Annotated in this window: 17 protein-coding genes; 10 read left to right on the top strand and 7 right to left on the bottom strand. The window is 58.7% G+C overall.

Annotated elements, in window-relative coordinates:
* The first annotated feature begins 51 nt into the window (after positions 1-51).
* On the top strand, positions 52-1,029 hold the full coding sequence (locus J4721_RS01445; RefSeq protein ID WP_102875439.1) for a DNA topoisomerase IB: 978 nt from the start codon (positions 52-54) through the stop codon (positions 1,027-1,029).
* A gap of 11 nt (positions 1,030-1,040) precedes the next feature.
* Here the strand turns inward: J4721_RS01445 and J4721_RS01440 are convergent, their stop codons facing one another.
* Entirely contained in the window at positions 1,041-2,375 is a 1,335-nt protein-coding gene (locus J4721_RS01440; RefSeq protein ID WP_211001942.1) for an MATE family efflux transporter, read from the bottom strand.
* Between the two features lie 193 nt (positions 2,376-2,568).
* Here J4721_RS01440 and J4721_RS01435 point away from each other — a divergent pair, with 193 nt between their 5' ends.
* From J4721_RS01435 to J4721_RS01415, 5 genes are all read left to right on the top strand, one after another.
* Positions 2,569-3,582 carry a ligase-associated DNA damage response exonuclease gene (locus tag J4721_RS01435; protein WP_211001941.1) on the top strand — a complete coding sequence of 338 codons (1,014 nt, stop codon included), beginning with the start codon at positions 2,569-2,571 and terminating at the stop codon, positions 3,580-3,582.
* Positions 3,582-5,138: a cisplatin damage response ATP-dependent DNA ligase gene (locus J4721_RS01430; RefSeq protein ID WP_211001940.1), complete on the top strand. Its 1,557-nt coding sequence runs from the start codon at positions 3,582-3,584 to the stop codon at positions 5,136-5,138. The genes J4721_RS01435 and J4721_RS01430 overlap by 1 nt, the downstream gene beginning before the upstream one ends.
* Positions 5,139-5,215: 77 nt before the next feature.
* The gene (locus tag J4721_RS01425; protein ID WP_211001939.1) at positions 5,216-5,938 is read left to right on the top strand and encodes a tryptophan-rich sensory protein; all 723 of its coding nucleotides are present in this window, start codon (positions 5,216-5,218) and stop codon (positions 5,936-5,938) included.
* A gap of 38 nt (positions 5,939-5,976) precedes the next feature.
* Positions 5,977-6,252, top strand: coding sequence for a type II toxin-antitoxin system ParD family antitoxin (locus J4721_RS01420; protein WP_102856046.1), 276 nt, complete (start codon positions 5,977-5,979; stop codon positions 6,250-6,252).
* A complete protein-coding gene (locus J4721_RS01415; RefSeq protein ID WP_014889242.1) occupies positions 6,236-6,604 on the top strand; it encodes a type II toxin-antitoxin system RelE/ParE family toxin in 369 nt (122 codons plus the stop codon). Before J4721_RS01420 ends, J4721_RS01415 begins: the two co-directional genes overlap by 17 nt.
* Here J4721_RS01415 and J4721_RS01410 read toward each other — a convergent pair whose 3' ends face one another.
* From J4721_RS01410 to xylF, 4 genes are all read right to left on the bottom strand, one after another.
* Entirely contained in the window at positions 6,605-7,033 is a 429-nt protein-coding gene (locus J4721_RS01410) for a helix-turn-helix domain-containing protein (protein ID WP_014889241.1), read from the bottom strand.
* Between the two features lie 123 nt (positions 7,034-7,156).
* Positions 7,157-7,939 (bottom strand): ATP-binding cassette domain-containing protein, encoded by a 783-nt coding sequence (locus tag J4721_RS01405; RefSeq protein ID WP_061047529.1) that lies wholly within the window; start codon positions 7,937-7,939, stop codon positions 7,157-7,159.
* Positions 7,936-9,237 (bottom strand): sugar ABC transporter permease, encoded by a 1,302-nt coding sequence (locus J4721_RS01400; RefSeq protein ID WP_014889240.1) that lies wholly within the window; start codon positions 9,235-9,237, stop codon positions 7,936-7,938. The genes J4721_RS01405 and J4721_RS01400 overlap by 4 nt, the downstream gene beginning before the upstream one ends.
* A 118-nt stretch (positions 9,238-9,355) precedes the next feature.
* Positions 9,356-10,381: a D-xylose ABC transporter substrate-binding protein gene (xylF, locus tag J4721_RS01395; protein ID WP_014889239.1), complete on the bottom strand. Its 1,026-nt coding sequence runs from the start codon at positions 10,379-10,381 to the stop codon at positions 9,356-9,358.
* Between the two features lie 186 nt (positions 10,382-10,567).
* Between xylF and J4721_RS01390 the strand changes: the two genes are divergently transcribed.
* Both J4721_RS01390 and J4721_RS01385 read left to right on the top strand, forming a co-directional pair.
* The gene (locus J4721_RS01390; RefSeq protein ID WP_211001938.1) at positions 10,568-11,782 is read left to right on the top strand and encodes an ROK family protein; all 1,215 of its coding nucleotides are present in this window, start codon (positions 10,568-10,570) and stop codon (positions 11,780-11,782) included.
* Positions 11,772-13,328: a CRTAC1 family protein gene (locus tag J4721_RS01385; RefSeq protein WP_211001937.1), complete on the top strand. Its 1,557-nt coding sequence runs from the start codon at positions 11,772-11,774 to the stop codon at positions 13,326-13,328. The genes J4721_RS01390 and J4721_RS01385 overlap by 11 nt, the downstream gene beginning before the upstream one ends.
* A gap of 11 nt (positions 13,329-13,339) precedes the next feature.
* Here the strand turns inward: J4721_RS01385 and J4721_RS01380 are convergent, their stop codons facing one another.
* Both J4721_RS01380 and J4721_RS01375 read right to left on the bottom strand, forming a co-directional pair.
* Complete coding sequence (locus J4721_RS01380; protein WP_211001936.1) at positions 13,340-14,692, bottom strand: cytochrome-c peroxidase; 1,353 nt, start codon at positions 14,690-14,692, stop codon at positions 13,340-13,342.
* Complete coding sequence (locus J4721_RS01375; protein WP_211001935.1) at positions 14,685-15,743, bottom strand: aldose epimerase family protein; 1,059 nt, start codon at positions 15,741-15,743, stop codon at positions 14,685-14,687. Before J4721_RS01375 ends, J4721_RS01380 begins: the two co-directional genes overlap by 8 nt.
* 353 nt (positions 15,744-16,096) lie before the next feature.
* Between J4721_RS01375 and J4721_RS01370 the strand changes: the two genes are divergently transcribed.
* Entirely contained in the window at positions 16,097-16,780 is a 684-nt protein-coding gene (locus tag J4721_RS01370; protein ID WP_014881669.1) for a sugar transferase, read from the top strand.
* Between the two features lie 120 nt (positions 16,781-16,900).
* On the top strand, positions 16,901-18,394 hold the full coding sequence (locus J4721_RS01365; RefSeq protein WP_211001934.1) for an oligosaccharide flippase family protein: 1,494 nt from the start codon (positions 16,901-16,903) through the stop codon (positions 18,392-18,394).
* Positions 18,395-18,424 lie beyond the last annotated feature (30 nt).

Here is an 18,424-nt window from a genome sequence, read left to right as displayed (position 1 = left end):
AGGCGGCCCCTGACCGCATAGCCCATCTTTGTTGAGACAGGGATCAACTTGATGAAACTGGTCTATTACACGGATGATCAACCCGGTATTACCCGCCGCCGTCGAGGCCGCGGGTTTTCCTATTACATGCCCGACGGCAGTCATATCGGCAATGCGACGGAACGGGCCCGGCTGAATGGGTTGGGTGTCCCACCTGCATATACAGATGTCTGGTTGTGCCCATTGATCAACGGCCACCTTCAAGCCACCGGGCGCGACGCCCGCAATCGGAAACAATATCGCTATCATCCAGAATGGCAGGCGCGCCGGGCCGAACAGAAGTTTGCTCATCTCGTTGCCTTCGGGGAAAGCCTACCGGCGTTGCGCCGCTGGATCAGCGACAGGCTGACCGGCACTGTGGGCGACGAAGACACCGCCATCGCAGCCGTACTCGCCCTTCTGGATCGCGGCTCTCTCAGAATTGGAAACCCCCGCTACTCCGAGAAGAACGGCAGCTACGGCGCTACCACGTTGCGCCCGCGTCATGTCGTTTTTTCGGGTCAGGCGATACAGCTTACATATACGGCAAAGGGCGGCCAGACAGTGGAGAAGTCACTGCGGGGGCCTGCGCTGCAACGCATCCTCGAACGCTCACAGGATCTGGCCGGCCCCGAACTGATCTCTTGGGTCGACGAAAACGATGATGTTCGTGCCGTCCGCTCGGAGCAGGTGCAGGAGGTTTTGGCCAAACTATGCGGCGATGAGGTCTCCGCCAAGACCCTGCGCACCTGGAACGGCAGCCATGCCGCATTCGCCGTCGCTCTTGATGCCCCAACCCTGACCATCACCGCGATGGCCGAGGCCGCAGCAGAACGGCTGCACAACACCCCAACCATCGCCCGCAACAGCTATATCCATCCGCAGATCATCGGATTAGCCGACCTGCCTGACCGTCAACGCGTGGCACAGCTGAGCGCGTTGCCGCAGCGACAAGTCAACGGGCTACGTCTGGGTGAAGGCAGGTTGATCGACTTTCTGAATGCCAATTGAGCGCGACGCTCTCAGCGCGCCACCAATCCCGTCCTGCGACCGGTGAAATAAGCTCCTGGAACAGCTGCCAGATTGGCGATCACCGCAGCGCCAAGGATGCCCGCATAACCAAATATCCAAACACCTAACCACGCCAGCGGCACGTAGATTGCGAAAATCCGCATCAAGCTCAAGCCCATCGACCACACTGCTTTCGATCGCGCGTTCATAGCGGCGTTGGCGGTCACCAAAACACCATATCCCAGGAAGCTCCAGCTGACGATCCGCAAATATTGCGCGGTCGTGGCGGCCGCCCCCTGATCCGAGGTAAGGAGGCCAGCGATATCAGACGCAAAGAGCGTCAACACCAAGGCCATCGCCAGCCCGTATCCTATGCAGAATTGCCAGGATTGCCACACTGCCAGACGCGCCCGCATCTGCTGATCCGCCCCCCAGTTTTGCCCCACAACCGGGCCGATACCCGCCGACAGCGCCAACAATGGAACAAGGGCCACCGACTGCACACGCTGCGCAGCACCGAGCCCGGCCACGACGGTATCACCCAGCGTCGCCGCCGCTGCTGTGACCATCGCCATTCCGGCCGGGTTGATCGCATTTGAAAATGCCGCAGGCAAGCCAACGCGGATAACTTCGCGAACAGAACCGCCAATACCATCGGTGAACACCTCCGGCGGGCGAATGACCCCGGCCCGAAGCGCGTAGCCGAAAGCCCCAATCAGCGTCAGAACTCGCGCCAGAGCGGTAGCAAGTGCAGCTCCGGCTGTCGACATCTCGGGCACCGGGCCGAGGCCGTAGATCAGGACAGGGTCCAGCGCAATATTCAGCGCGGCTGCAACCATCATGATCACCGCTGAGGTTGCGCCATAACCATGCGCCCGAAACACGGCATTCAAAAGCGCCATACCAACCAAGAACGGGAAAGACAGCGCCCAGAATGGCGCATAGGACTGCGCCTCCGCCAGCACATCATCCTTCGCCCCCATCACCGAGAACAGAGCGCCCGCGCCTAGGTAGAACACCAGTGCAACCAATGTCGCAACCAATGTGCCCAACACGATAGCATGGACCGACAGCCTGTTGGTTTCAATCTCACTGTCACCGCGCCCCAGGCTTTGAGATATTGCCGCATTTGCGCCTGCGGATAGACCAATCGACAACGATGTCACCGCTGTTGTCACAGGATAGATGAAGCCTACAGCCGCAAGCGGCGCCTCCCCCAATTGACCCAAGAAATAGGCATCAGCCAGACCGACGCTCAGCACACCCAGAATGCCAAGGGACATTGGTGCAGACACCGCTGCGAGCGCACGCCAGACCGCCCCTTGCGTCAAGTTCTTCTGCGCCACGGGTATTCTCCTCAGCTGCTGTTTCGGGATGGCTGCATCACAAGGGGCAAAACGCGTGACTCCGCAGATGGTTCCAGCCCCTGTCATTTGACGCTGAGATTGTCAGCTGATGGCGCCACAGCCCTTGCCCAAACATCTGATTGGGTTAACTTCTTCCCGGTACTCGTTGTTTTGACACGAAGGAGCCGATCCCGTGAGCGCAAAACGCCTGCCGGAGGAGTTGCTGCATCCCCAGCCGGATGGCCTCTACTGCCCGGCCGGGGATTTTTACATTGATCCAATACGCCCGGTGCCCCGCGCAATGATCACCCATGGGCATGCCGATCATGCCCGCGCCGGCCACGGCACGGTCTGGGCCAGCCCCCAGACGCTGGATATCATGGCCATACGCTATGGTGAGGACTTCTGCGCGACTCGAATTGCCGTTGAAGAAAGTACAGAAGTTGACGGGATTGAGGCGCGGTTCACACCAGCCGGCCATGTGTTGGGATCTTGTCAGATCACTGTCGATGACAACAGCACCGCGATCACCGTTTCGGGCGATTATGCGCGTGTAGACAACCCCGCCTGCGCATCTTTTCGGCTGGCTCCCTGCGACGTATTTGTAACCGAAGCCACCTTCGGTCTGCCGGTGTTCAACCACCCCACCCCTCACTCCGAAATCGAAAAACTGCTGCGCTCTGTCGCGGCTCAACCGGAGCGCTGCCATCTTGTCGGCGCCTATGCATTGGGCAAGGCGCAGCGAGTTATCGCGCTCTTGCGGCAGGCGGGCTGGGATCAGCCGATTTATATCCATGGCGCCTTGCAGCGCTTATGTGACTATCACATTGCGCAGGGGATCGACTTGGGAGAGCTGCGTCCGGCCACCACCAAGGAAGGCAAAGCAGCATTTAAAGGACAGATCATTCTTGGCCCGCCTTCCGCCTTTGCCGCGACTTGGGCGCAGCGTTTTCCCGATCCGGTCATTTGTTTTGCCAGCGGCTGGATGCAGGTGCGCGCCCGTGCCCGGCAGCGGGGCGTCGAACTGCCGCTGATTCTCAGCGACCATGTGGATTGGCCGGATCTGACCCGCACCATCAGGGATCTCAACCCGAAACAAGTATGGGTAACTCACGGCCGTGAGGACGCGCTGGTTCGCTGGTGCGAGTTGAACCAAATCACCGCGCGCCCCTTGAGGCTTGTCGGCTATGAGGAGGAGGCAGAATAATGCAGGCCTTCGCCGAACTTTTGGAACAACTTGCCTTCACACCGTCGCGCAATGGCAAGATCGCGCATCTGACGACCGCGTTTGCCACCATCCCGGACCCCGAACGGGGCTATGCGCTTGCGACCATCACCGGTGACCTTGCCTTGCGCAACGTAACACCCTCGTTGCTGCGCGGTCTGGTGGCAGAGGAAACGGACCCAGAGTTGTTCCGCCTGTCCTATGATTTTGTCGGCGATCTCGCGGAAACCGTAGCCCTTATCTGGCCGCACTCAGACACGGTGATTGATCTGTCGCTAACCGACGCGGTGCATGAGTTGACCAACACCGCCAAGGCACAGCTCCCCGCACTCATCGCTCGGCGACTTTCCCAGATGACCCCGACGCAGCGTTACGCCTATCTGAAATTGGCGACAGGTGGTCTGCGCGTTGGGGTCTCTGCCCGGTTGGCACGCAGCGCCTTGGCCCAATTTGGGGATGTTGATGTCACCGAGATAGAAGAGCTCTGGCACGGGCTGACGCCACCATACCTGCCCCTTTTTGCTTGGTTAGAGGGTGGCGAAAAACCAGTGAACCTTGCCGCTGCACCCTTCCGCCCGGTCATGCTATCCACCGGCACCGATCTGGAAGACCTCGCCAGTCTCTCCCCAGCAGACTTCATCGCGGAATGGAAATGGGACGGCACCCGTGTTCAGGCCGCGAATGACAAGGGCACCAGACGACTGTATTCACGCACCGGTGAAGATATCTCCGGGTCCTTCCCCGATGTGATCGAGGCGTTGAATTTTGACGGGGTGCTGGATGGTGAGCTGCTGGTAAAGCGCGGAGACAGCGTTGCCCCATTTGGCGATCTGCAGAAACGGCTAGGGCGCAAGAAGGTTGGAAAAGCGATGCTCGCAAGCCATCCCGCCGCGCTGCGGGTCTATGACGTGCTGTACTGGAATGGCGAAGATCTGAGACCCCGCACCCTGGCTGATCGCCAGATCCATCTGCAAACCTGTGTTTGCGATCTGCGTGATCCGCGTATTGACCTTTCCCTGCCGCTTGACTTTGAGACTTGGGAAGATCTGGCGAAACTGCGCGCGGATCCACCAAACAGCGTGATAGAAGGCGTCATGATCAAGCGCCGCGACAGCGCCTATATTGCAGGGCGCAAGCGCGGCTACTGGTTCAAATGGAAACGGGATCCGATGCTTGTGGATGCGGTCATGCTTTATGCACAGCGCGGGCATGGCAAGCGTTCAGGCTACTACTCCGATTTCACCTTTGGCGTATGGGATAACGATCAGCTGGTGCCTGTCGGCAAGGCGTATTTCGGCTTTACCGACGCTGAGCTGAAGGAGCTGGATCGGTTTGTACGCAACAATACCATTGATCGCTTTGGTCCGGTTCGTGCGGTGAAACCTGAGCTTGTTTTGGAAGTTGCCTTCGAAGGGCTGAATGAATCATCCCGCCACAAAAGTGGTCTAGCCATGAGGTTTCCCCGTATCAATCGCATACGAACCGATAAACCAGCGTTAGAAGCAGGAACGTTGGCTGAGCTGAGAGCGTTTCTTTAACCGCATGTAAACAGAGCGTAATATTGAAATGATAGGCTCTCGAACACGCCAGCAACTAATAGCGGGAATTGAAGACAATGAACAAACAGTCGTTGGCCTATGTTACCCTGGCACTTGCCATTGCCTTTGCTGCAGCGCCCTTGGTGACGGAACCCTTTACAGGCTATTCCGCCAGTCAACTGCCCTATCCTCAACTTGATCCGATCATACAACCGATCGGGCCCGCGTTTTCCATCTGGATCGTCATCTATCTCTGGCTCATTGTGGGGGCAGGTTTTGGTGCCCTTCGGGCAGCGGATGGCTCAAGCTGGCATGAGATGCGTAAACCGCTGTCGATCAGCCTCGCCATCGGCGTCTGCTGGCTCTGGGTCGCGAATGCTTCGCCAATTCTGGCCACAGTCCTGATCCTTGCCATGACAATCACTGCGATCCTCGCAATGCGCCGCGCCGGTCGTCGCAAAAGGATCTGGAAACGTGGCCCGATAGGTCTCTATGCTGGGTGGCTAACAGCCGCCTCCGCCGTTTCGATCAGTATCGTTGTTCCGGGATACGGGCTGATGAATCCGCAAATTGCGGGGGTGATCTGTCTTGTGGCAGCACTGGCCGTTGCATGGGTGGTTCAATCACGCCACCCAACGGCTTCAACCTACACGATCGCTGTCTGCTGGGCTATCGGCGGGATCGTCATCAATCAGTGGGGCAGCGACAACTGGCTGATCGTTGCTCTCGCGGGACTGGGCTGGATCGCACTGGCCCTGCGTGGATTGTCCGGCGCTGGATTGATAAATACTACTCAGTAGCATAGAATGTGGTCAGGACTCACAGCATCAGGTGCAAAATGAGTGTGAAATCTTCCATCTCCCTGACCGAAGCGCAGGATGACTTTGCCCGCGCCTTGGTTGCGGAAGGCCGCTATTCGAGCCTAAGCGCCGTGTTGCAACAGGGTCTTGAACTTCTGCGTGAAGAAACCGAGGCGCGCCGTGCCGATACCGCCGCCCTACGCGCCCTGATCGCAGAGCGGCGCGACGGGGCCTTCGTCAGTGCATCTGATGGCCGTCAACGCACAGCGGATCTTCTGGCACGGAAACGGATGCAGCATGATCTACCGGGTTGATCGTGCCGAAGCGATCGACCGCGACCTGGAAGCTATTTTCGACTTTCTCTTTGAAGCCGCCATCAGCTTTGGTGAGAACACAGAGACCGCGTTCGAGCGCGCCGCCACGCGCCTGGCCGAGATTGACGACGCGATTGATACATTGGGGCAGGCGCCCCACCAGGGCACGCTGCGCACAGATATCGCACCGGGCCTGCGCAGCGTCACCAAGGGGCGTGCCATCTTCTATTTCGATCTCAACGAAGCAGACCAACAGCTGCGCGTGCTGGCGGTGTTCTTCGGCGGACAGGACCACCAGCGCAGGATGCTGCTGCGTGCGCTTGGCCATGATGAGGCGCCACCAGAGATTTGATCAGGCCCCGATTTCATCGTGATTGGTTAGGCATTCGGAATGATCCCGCAACACCTCCAAAACGCGACATTCGGCGACTGTACCGCCAGCACAATCACAGATCATCCGCTGTAGCTCCGTCTGCAAGGCCTCCAGCCGCGCGATCCGATCCGCCACTTGCTTCAGCTGCCGTTGCGCAATGGAATCCGCGTTGGAACATGATTGACCGGGGTGATCCGCCAGATCCAACAATTCGCGAATAGCATCCAGTGGAAACCCCAATTGCCGGGCGTGGCGAATGAAGGCCAGCCTATCCAGCTCCGTATGGCCATAGCGGCGTTGCCCGCCCGCAGTTCGGCCCGGTTCCGGCATCAAACCAATCTGCTCATAGTAGCGAATAGTCTGCACCTTTGTTCCGGTGCGTTTGGCCAATGTCCCAATTGTCAGCATGCTGCCTCTCCAAGCGACATAGAATCTACATAAACTGTAGAGTTCAATTCGACTCCCCGCAAGCCAAGGCAAACACAAAAAGGGGCCGCCGATGGCAGCCCCACGCGTCAAAGTCTTATCGCTTCAAGCAGCCGCTTCTCCCGGCCGCTTACCCAGGATGATCATACTCAGCAGATCGTCATCCGTGACATCATCAATATCAACAGTTCCGACAAGCTGGCCGTTCTTCATGACAGAAGCCCGGTCACACAGTTCCATCACCGCATTGACGTCATGGTCGATCAGGAAAATCCCGATGCCCTGCGCCTTCAGCTGCTGGATCAGCTCTGCCACCATCTGCGTTTCATGCGGACCAAGGGCTGCGGTCGGCTCGTCCATGATCAGGATCTTGGCGTTGAAATACACCGCCCGCGCAATGGCCACCGACTGGCGCTGACCACCAGAGAGAGCCGACACCGGTTCAGAGAATTTCTGAAAGTTCGGATTCAACCGGTTCATGATCTTCCGGCATTCGGCCTCCATCGCGGAGTCGTCCACCAGACCAAACGGCGTCACCAATTCGCGCCCCAGAAACAGGTTTGAGGCCGCGTCAAGGTTATCCGCCAGCGCCAGCGTCTGATAGATCGTCTCGATATTATGCGACCGCGCATCACGCGGATTGGTGATCTCAACCGTGTCGCCATTGACCCGGATCTCACCGGCATCCATCTGGTAAGCACCGGACAACACCTTGATCAGGGTGGATTTCCCGGCACCATTATGACCCAGCAGCCCGACAACCTCACCAGGGTAAAGGTCAACGCTGACGTGATCCACGGCTTTGATGCCGCCAAAGGAAATCGAGATATCCTTCATCTCGACCAGCGGGGTGGCGCCTGCGGCGCGCAGTTCTTTTGCGGTGCTCATATCCGGGCCCCCACACGTTTACGATACAGGATATCAATCCAAACGGCCGCGACCAGTACAGTGCCAACAACAATGTTCTGGAACGGCGCGTCGACGCCAACCATAGCCATACCCGATTGCAGGCTCTGCATGATCAACGCGCCAAGGATCGCGCCGTAGATCGTCCCGAAGCCACCAGACAGGGCAGTACCACCGATGACCGCCGCCGCAATGACGCGCAATTCATCCAAAGTGCCGATATCATTGGAGTGGTTCGCCAGGCGCGCCGACGCCACAACGGCGGAGAGTGCACAGAGGAACCCCATGAGAGCGAAAATCTTCACCGTCAAAAGCCGCGTGTTGATGCCAGACAGCTCAGCCGCGTCAGGATTGCCGCCGGTTGCGAAGATATACCGCCCCAGACGCGTCCGACGAGCGATGATCGTCATCACCACGGCTGTAGCAATCAGGATCAATACCGAAATCGGCAGACCATAGCCGACAACCAGCCCCTCGGGCATGGTTTCACCCTGCGCCTCCATCATCCGCTTCAGACGGCGGGCAGGGATCTGGTAGGCATTCAGGATGGCAACAAAGCCGAGAATGGACGCGGCAATGCTGCCTGCGATCGCAGCTTCTGCCCAGGCGGGTTTCACTGGGAAGCCATGACCTTGCTTGGCCCGACGGCTGTTCCACAATGCGGCCAGCGCCAGAAGTGTTGCAACAATCCCGACCACCCAGCTCAGCGTGGTACCCAATGTGCCGGAGGTGCCACCAAAGACCAGAAAGGTACTGTCGAGCGGGCCAATCGTCTGACCATCGGTCAGATACCAGGCCACGTTGCGCCACACCAGAAATCCGCCCAGCGTCACGATAAAGGCCGGGATCGTCAGAAAGCCAACCATCCACCCCTGAAAGGCACCGATCAGGGTTCCGATTGCCAGGCCCACGGCCACGGTGATGATCCAGGTGGCAGGATGGTTGAGGCCAAGGCCCAACATATCTGGCAACACATCGGTCTGCACCACAGCCATCACCGCCGAGCAGGTCGCCAGCAGCGCGCCAACACTCAGGTCGATGTGGCGGGTCACGATCACAAACACCATGCCCGTGGCCATGATCGCCACCGACACTGTCTGAATGGTCAGGTTAAAGATATTGCGCGGCGTTAGGAAACGTCCATCCGTCAGGATGTTGAATCCAATGCACAAGATGACAAAGGCACCGATCATTCCCAATAGGCGGACGTCCAGTTCCAGTTGCTGGAACAGGCCACGCTTGCTGTGTTCGGGGATCGGCTGAGACGTGGTTTCGGTCATATCCGAACTCCAGTGATCAGCGGTATTTAAAGGAAGGACGCGCGCCCGATCCGATCAGGACCATATTGTGGGCGCGCGCCGGTTTGAAACGCAGCAGCTGAGCGTTCTCAGCCGCAGCTTAGTTGCAGGGCGCAGGGCCGTTGGTCACGCCTTGGCACAGCGCCTCTTTGGTGATCCATCCGGCATCCACGACAACCGAAAGGTTGTCGGCGGTTACCGGAATCGGCTCCAGGAAGCGAGCCGTCAGCTCGGTGCCGGCAGGGGAGGTCCAGGCAGCGCCGCCCGCAACATCACCCATGGCAGCGCCTTCGGCCATTTCGACCGCGATGTTTGCCGCAGCCTTACCCAGATCACGGGCGTCTTTCCAGACAGATACAGTCTGCGTCCCCTTGGCCACACGGTTGAGTGCAGCATGGTCACCATCCTGACCGGAAACCGCGATACCTTCCATGCCCTGAGCAGTCAGCGCAGCGACCACACCACCAGCGGTGCCGTCATTGGAAGCGACAACCGCATCAACCTTGTTGTCGTTGGCGGTCAGGATCTGTTCCATGTTGCGCTGTGCATTGGCCGGCAGCCAGCCATCGGTGTAGGCCTCACCAACGATTTTGATATCACCACTGTCGATTGCGGCCTGAATGATCTCTTGCTGACCACCGCGCAGGAAATCGGCGTTTGGATCGGTGGGCGAACCCTTGATCATCACGTAGTTGCCGCTCGGCTGGGCTTCCAGCACCGCGCGCGCCTGCATCCGGCCCACTTCGACGTTGTCAAAAGTCAGGTAGAACGCGCGGCCGTCTTCGATCAGGCGATCATAGGCAACAACAGGAATGCCTTCGTCAGCTGCTGCCTGCACGGCCGGACCGATGGCCTGTGCGTCTTGCGCCAGAACGATCAACGCATCGACACCCTGTGCAATCAGGCTTTCGATGTCGGACAGCTGCTTAGCCGAAGATGACTGCGCATCGGCAGAAACATAGGTTGCACCTTTTGCTTCCAGTGCAGCCTTGATCGCGGCTTCGTCGGTTTTCCAGCGTTCTTCCTGAAAGTTCGACCAGCTGACGCCAACGGTCACATCTTCGGCAAGGGCCATGCTCGCGGTTGCGGCAAAAGCTAGTGCGGATACGCCACTCAAGAATTTCATTGTTTTCCTCCCTCGGGTCGTTGCGGGCGCTTGCAGCAGTCAGGTCCCCCCTCGCTACATGCCCGTCCTGATATCCCTAACATTATTTTTTTTGAAACTCAAATTAAATAATGTATCATGAGGTCGGATATCTTGTTGGTCGGCCGTTTTCTGCGATAACCCGCCCGACAATAAGGGGGAAATACGGTGGTCAAATCGGACAGGCTTTCACATTCCGGCGAGTTGCGTGAAAGCAGCCGCCTACAGGTATTTGATACCATACGCGCCGCCGGGCAGATCGCCCGAATCGATATTGCCCAGATCACCCGGATCAGCCCGGCCACTGTCACCGCAATCACCGCCGAGCTGTTGGCCGCCGGATTGATCGAGGAAGTCAGCCCTGACACGGTGCGCGGTGCGAAACGGGGCCGTCCGCGGGTTGCCCTCAGAATTCGGGGAAGTGCACATCATATCGCCGGGCTGAAGCTCTCACATCACGCCATCACGACGCTGATCACCGATTTCGAAGGCACCGAACTGATCAGCCACGAAATGCCCTTGCGGGGCGGCCAGATGTCCCCGGAATCCCTGTGCGAGAAAATTGTCGAGGCTCTGGATCAAAGCTGCGCCAAGGGTGGGCTGACCCGCGCGCAGATCTCCGGCGTCGGTATCGGTATGGCCGGGGTCATGGATGCGGAGCGGAACTTCATCTATTGGTCCTCATCGCTCAATGTGCGCAACATTGACCTCGGCAGCGCGCTAAAATCGCACCTCAGCATGCCGGTGTTCATCGACAATGACGCCAATCTGGTTGCCAAGGCAGAGCATCTGTTCGGCGAGGGCGACACCCGCAGCAACTTTGTTGTTGTCACCGTCGAGCACGGGGTCGGCATGGGCATCGTTATTGATAACCAAATCTATCGCGGCGCGCGCGGCTGTGGTGCAGAGTTCGGCCATATCAAGGTGCAGCTGGAAGGCGCGCTCTGCCAATGCGGGCAACGTGGCTGTCTGGAGGCCTATGTTGGCGATTATGCCCTACTGCGTGAGGCGAATATCACCAGTGGCGTCGAGCGGCACAAGGATCTTGCCTCGCTTTATGCAGCGGTGGCTGAGGGCGACATGATGGCGCAATCTATCCTCGACCGCGCCGGACGGATGTTTGCCATGGGGCTGGCGAACATCGTCAATATCTTTGATCCTCAGATGATTGTTCTGGCAGGCGCGCAGCTGGCCTTTGGTTATCTGTCCTCCGACAAAGTGGTCGAAGAAATGCGCCGCTGGGTAGTCCAGGTAGATGGCCCCCTGCCCGAGGTGCGCGTGCATGGCTGGGGTAACCAGATGTGGGCGAAAGGCGCCGCAGCCTATGCGATTGAAGAAGTCTCGGCTCTCACCATCAGGGAGGTTGCAAGCCATGCCGGTTAGGGTCCTTCGTCTGTTGGCGCCGCTGTGCCTTCTGCCGCAGATTGCACTCGCCAGCAGTTCTGAACCGCCGATGTTCACCCCGCGCCCAATCGCCGCGCATATCTATGATGGCGGTTGGGAGCATTTCGTCGGCGGCGGTCTGGCTTCGCTGGATTGCAACGACGACAGGTTTCCCGATCTGGTGGCTGCGGGTGGCAGCAATCCGGTTCAGCTGATGATCAATCGGACCAAGACCCCCGGCGCAGCTTTGCAGTTCACCGCCGATACGCCTACAGCCTTGGCGCAAACCGGGGTCACCGGCATCTACCCGCTGGATATTGACGGTGACAGGGTTCTGGATCTCGTCGTGTTGCGCGTCGGCGCCGACCAATTGCTGCGTGGAATCGGAGACTGCCAGTTCGAACCATTTGATGATATTGGATTTTCCAGTGGAGATCACTGGACCACCGCCTTCTCCGCCACATGGGAGAAAGGGGCTCAACTGCCCACCCTGGCCTTCGGCACCTACGTAGACCGGAGCAACCCTGATGGCCCGTTTGAGGCCTGCGATGACACGCTGCTCTATCGCCCCGAAGGGGACAGATATAGCCCCCCAATCAGGCTCACGCCCGGGTATTGCGCCCTGTCCATGCTGTTCACCAACTGGCACCGACGCGCTGACGGGCCTGCACGCGGGCGCGCCGACCTGCGCATCAGCAATGATCGGCATTACTATGTGCGCGGCGGGCAGGAACAGATGTGGAAGATGACCACACCGCCGGAGCTGTACCACCAGGATGACGGCTGGGCACCCTACCATCTCTGGGGCATGGGGATCGCGTCGCGCGATCTCAATGGCGATGGGTTCTCTGATGTTTACCTCACCTCGATGGGGGACCAGAAGCTTCAGCTATTTGATCCCGCCGGTATCGGCCCGTCCTATCGTGATGTGACCTACAACTACGGAACCACAGCTCACCGCCCAACCAGTGGCGGTGACGGGCGACCCTCCACCGGATGGCACGCGGATTTTGGTGATGTGAACAACGACGGGCGTGACGATATCTTCGTAACCAAAGGCAATGTCGAACAGATGCCAGACGCCGCCATGCGTGATCCAAATACGCTTTTGATCCAAGGTGTTGATGGACGATTTGCGGATGCCGCCGCAGCGGCAAAAATCGCCAGCATGGCCCGGTCCCGTGGCGCTGTTCTGCGCGACCTCAATCTGGATGGTCGCCTTGACCTTGCCGTAATCAACCGTCGCGCCCCGATGGAGCTTCATCAGAACGCCACTCAAACCACCGGTAACTGGCTCACCCTGTCTGTGCACGGCATCGCCCCCAACACCCAAGCCATCGGAGCCTTTGTCGAGCTGGACACCGGAACCCGGATCCATACCCGCGAACTCACGGTTGGCGGAGGTCACGCAGGCGGTTCCGCCGGGGACCTGCATTTTGGTCTGGGAGAGGCTCAGGACCTGCGATTGCGTGTGATCTGGCCGGATGGGGAGGCAACAGAGTGGCAGGCGGTGTCACCCAACCAGCATCTTACAGTGATCCAGTAGCCACGTCCGGGCTACCGCTCGACAGGCAGCCCGGAGGGCACGGCGTCCGGCACACCAAGCCGCCCCGCCGCCGCTGTGCTATCGGTCAGGGCCTCAAGAAAGGCGATAAGATCGGCGACCTCATCGTCACTCAACATGACGGGCACCAGATCATTGGCGGAGGCGATGCGCTGCACCTCCGCAGGATCATCCATTGCCGCCCAATCGATTGCCTCCTGAAGTGCAGGCAAGACCGCCTGACTGCGATCATATGACATCAAAGCATCCAGCGGATTTAAGTGATGACGCACAACCGCCTCCAGCGTGGCATAGGCCCCGCTGTGCCCATAGGGCGCCGTAAGCGCCACATTCCGCAGCGAGGGTGTCCGAAACCTATACGCATCGTCGGCGTTTCCGGTCACGCGCAACCGGCCTTCATCGCGGGCATGGGCCTCAAACCGCGCGGCCTTCCCCGGTCCAAGCTGAGGCATTGCAATTGCATGAAACCCATTGTCCGTCTGCAACCAGCCGGAATGGCACTGGCTGCATCCCGCCGCGCCATAAAACGTCTCTTGCCCCCGCGCAGCGGCGGGTAGCAGCGGTTCTCCCTGCATCTGCGCACGATCAAACGGGCTGTCATCGGCCCGCCACTCAAACCGGATAAAGGCCGCAAGCATATTCCCGATATCCGTGAACTGAATGGAGGCCCCTTGGCCCAAAACGCGATCAAACCGCTGTCTGTATTCCGGAATATCCGCCACCCGACCTGCAATCAGATCCCAAGCACCGCCCGGATGGCTCAACTGGCCCAGACGCACAGCACGGGACACCTCATTTTCGCCGTAGTGGCCTGCCATCTCATCTGCTGAAAGCACCGGAAACATCGCCTGCGCAGACAACGCTGAGTCAAACCCGGCAACCATATCGCCCTCCAGCGGCGTACGAATACCTGATCCATAGGCTGGATCTGCCTCCAGCCTGCCGTCATGAAACATGACATCCATTCCCCGCGCGCCAAGGTTCCAAAGTGCAGGCGCATTGCGCGGGATACGTTGCTCCGGCAGGTTTTCGGGATCGGCCTGTCGTTTGGGGCCAAGCCTGCTTGCCCCCTCCCCCAGCGACAGCGACACACCATCACCAGTGCCAAACCGCGGATGGTGACAGCTGGCGCAGCTGATATTGCGATTGCCTGACAGGATGGGATCGTAGAACAACAGCTGCCCCAACTCGACCTGTGCCTGATCCATCAGCGCGAAACTCGGACGGGGACCCAGATCCAAGGGCTGACGCTTGATCTCCGCGATCACCTCGTCAGCATAGGCCCAAAGGCTCAGGCTGGTGACAATAGACCCCAGAAGGCCGCTCCGACGCCAATACTCAGTCATCCCGGTCTGCCCCATTTGTTGAGAAATCCAACGACAGCCTCTGGTGATAAGGCCGCCCCGGATGCACAATAACGCTTGGAAAATCAGGTTGATTGACCGCATCCGGGAACCCCTGTGGCTCAATACAGACAGCCGCGAAAGGTGCAAGCTGCTGCCCTTCCTGTGCCGTCACTGCGCTGTTCAGATGTGTTGCTGTATAGATCTGCGCACCCGGCTGATCCGAACAAACCCGCATGGAAACCCCGTTTGGGGAAGTCAACTTCGCGATCTCCGACATATGCCCCTCGGCACCCTTGGCAAAGATGACATGATTGTCGGTTCCACGTCGCTGTGGATCCAGCGTTGCAAACGGCTGCCCATCGGTAAAATCGAACGGGGTCCCCGCGACAGGCACAATCGCGCCTGTTGGCACCCCGTCCGGGCGCAGCGGCAGATAGGTTGATGCCGGACACTGCAAACGGTGCCCCCAAATGTCACCCGTGGCACCCAGCGTGTAGTAACTGTGCTGCGCCAAGTTGATTGGTGTCGCCTGATCAACACTGGCCCTCATATCGTAGCTGACGCTGCCGCCAGACAATGCGATCCGCAGCTGGATTTCGGCGCATCCGGGATAGCCATTCTCACCATCAGCTGAGGTATATCTCAGCTCCACCGCATCATCGGCGACCTGCCGGATATCCCAGAAGACCCGCCCGAGACCCGCCGTTCCTCCATGCAGCTGATTACCACCCTCATTTGCATCCAGTGCAACCCGCCGCCCCGTCAGATCGAAACCAGCGCCGCCAACGCGATTGGCGACCCGACCCACAATAGCCCCCAGATAGAAAGGATCCCCCAGATAGGCGGCCATATCGCGATAGCCCAGAACCATTGGCAACCATCCATCACCGGCGCGCAGATCCAAGCGTGCCGTAATTGCGCCGAAGTTGAGGATCCGAAGCCGCAGATGATCATTTTCCAGATCCAGCCATTGCAGCTGACCAGCCGCAGTCTCCGGCAGATGCGCGTGCGGCGGATATGATCCAAAAGATGACAGGCTGGCTGGCGGCATTAAAGGATATCCCTGGTTGCAGAACCCCGGCTAGTCCTGATGCGGCAATTTATTTCGATTACAAAATTAATACGATGCACCGGAGCTGTCAATTCAGCTGACACAGGCGACAGAGCAGCGGTCAGCTGAGATACCGGCGATCATGTCAGCCACGCAGATCAGTGATTGCGCTGACACCAAACCCACTTCAGACAATCAGACAACGCCCAAGCAATACTCTGTTTAAGACAAATTCTTGCCACGAATTTGAATCAAATCTTAGGAAAGGCGGATGAGATCGCAGCCACCAAGAGCAAATAGCGATCCTGTCGACATCAACGTTGGCACCGCGAGGCTGAAGATCGGGGTAAGACATGAGCGACGTTACAAATTTCGACAACCCGCGCTCACCCGTCGGCTGCGAGCAGGCCGCTCCACGGCGCATGGGTCTCTACGCCATGATCGGAAAGCGCCTACTTGATATCCTCTTGGCTCTGATACTGTTTCCCGTACTATCGCCGGTGATCGCCCTTTTGTGGATGATCAGCCGCCGCGACGGAGGTCCGGGCTTCTTCGGCCACACGCGTATCGGAAAGGATGGAACCCCGTTCACCTGTTGGAAAATCCGCACCATGATTCATGGTGCCGAGGACGTATTGGCCGAGCATTTGAAAACCGATGCCAAGGCAGCCCAGGAATGGGCGCGCGACCGAAAGCTGAGCCGCGATCCGCGGATCACCAACCTCGGCCTCTTCCTGCGCCGCAGCAGCCTGGACGAGCTGCCGCAGATCTGGAACGTGCTGCGCGGTGACATGAGCTTTGTCGGGCCACGGCCGATCGTGCGTTGCGAGTTGAGCAAATACGGATCCGCTGCGCCGATCTACCTCAGCCAGAAACCGGGAATCACTGGCCTATGGCAGGTGTCCGGGCGCAATGATGTCAGCTATGAGGATCGCGTCTCCTTTGATATTGATTATCTCGAACGCCGGACATTCAGCTTTGATATCAAACTGATCCTGTTGACGGGTTTGTCAGTGATCGGACGGACAGGACGGTAAAGACGACATTAAGCCCTATGCTGTACTGTCCAGGCGAAGGCAAAAGGGATCACGGCCCGTGTCAGCGGCGGACAGCCGCGCGACATCAGGCGCCCTAACTGCAATAGCGGGACGACCAGAATGCACGACAGCAACACAGACGCATCAACACTGAGCCACGTATCCAGAGGCCGCGGCCGTCTGGCGCTTCTTGGGGTGTTCTGGTCATTCGTCAATATCATGGTCAGCAACGGTCTCACCGTTGTTGTTTTCCTCGTGACCTCGCTGTTGCTGGAGCCCGCCGACTTTGGGGCAGTAGCCCTTGCGACATCGATTGTGATCTGGGTGATGACATTGGTGCCGCTTCCCCTTGGCGACGCTATTATTCAACGCAGCGATCTGAGACAGGCACATCTAGACAGTGCTTTCTGGCTGACCATGGCAATTGCATTGGCCGCTATCGCGGTCCTGGTGATTTCAGCCCCGCTGATCGCAAGCTGGACCAAACTTGATGTGCTGGCGGTCATTTTGCCAGTCTTGTCGCTACGCATCCTCTTCGTATCGCTTGGAAATATCCCCGCTGCTCTAGTGAACCGGCGCATGGAGTTTCGCCATATCGCCCTTCGCACAACGCTTGCCAACGGGCTTGGCGCTGCGGGTTGCCTGCTGCTCGTCCTACAGGGCTATGCCATCTGGGCGCTGATCATGGCACAGGTCATCACCGCAGTGGTTGGCTGCATCGTTTCCTATTGGACCGCAGACTGGCGTCCGGGATTTCAGCTTTCGCGTGCGGCGCTGACTGATTTGCGCGGTTTCACCCTGTTCACCATGGGCGGGCGAATGATCGAGCCGACCAAAATCAACCAGATCCTTCTCGGGGTTGTTGCGGGCCCCGCTGTGCTCGGCATTTTCTTCTTCGCTCGCAGGATCTGCGAGATCCTGCAGGAGCTGACTATCGGTACACTGCTGCCAGTCACAAGGGTCCTGTTCGCCAGCCTACAGACCGAAAAGGATCAGCGCCGCGAGGCCTTTATCCTCAGCAGCTTTGCCGCAGCAACAGCTGCCTTTCCCCTGTTCATCGGCTTCATCATCGTGGCACCAACCGCCATCCCCTTTGTCTTTGGCAGCAAATGGCTGGCGGCAATCTACCCGCTGCAATGTTTTGCCATGCTGAGCCTGATGATGAGCATCGGCGTCATGCACGCCTCTCTGGTTCGGTTCTCCGGTCATGCCAGCTGGTGGTTCGGCTTCGAATGTGTGGTCAGCCTTTCCGGATTTGCTGCAATTCTGCTGCTGGCACCCGAAGGCCTGAACCGGATCATGTCCGCGCTCGTAGGCATTTCCTTCCTGCTGTGGCCAATCGCGACACGCAAAACCCTGAAGATACTCGACATGTCGGCGGCAACATACATATTTGACGCCCTTCGACCTGCCCTGATATCCGTGTCCATGATGGCTATTGCCCTGTTTGCCCTACGCGAACTGGGCCCACCAATGTATGGCACGTCACAACTTTTGGCACAGTTTGCCGTGGCCATCCCCACCTATGTCATCATGATCTTCCTAGTTGGGGGCGACCGGCTGCAGCAGATATTGGACAAGATCCGCAGCAGCCGAAACAATAGCGCGCAGTGACTTAGTCCACTCCAAGGCAGTCTACGAAAG

Origin of the sequence: Phaeobacter sp. HS011, from assembly GCF_018101215.1 — a bacterium.
GTDB classification, from domain to species: Bacteria; Pseudomonadota; Alphaproteobacteria; order Rhodobacterales; family Rhodobacteraceae; genus Phaeobacter; species Phaeobacter inhibens.
Note: the sequence above shows the minus strand (reverse complement) of the source record. Positions and strands in the feature narration are given on the sequence as shown.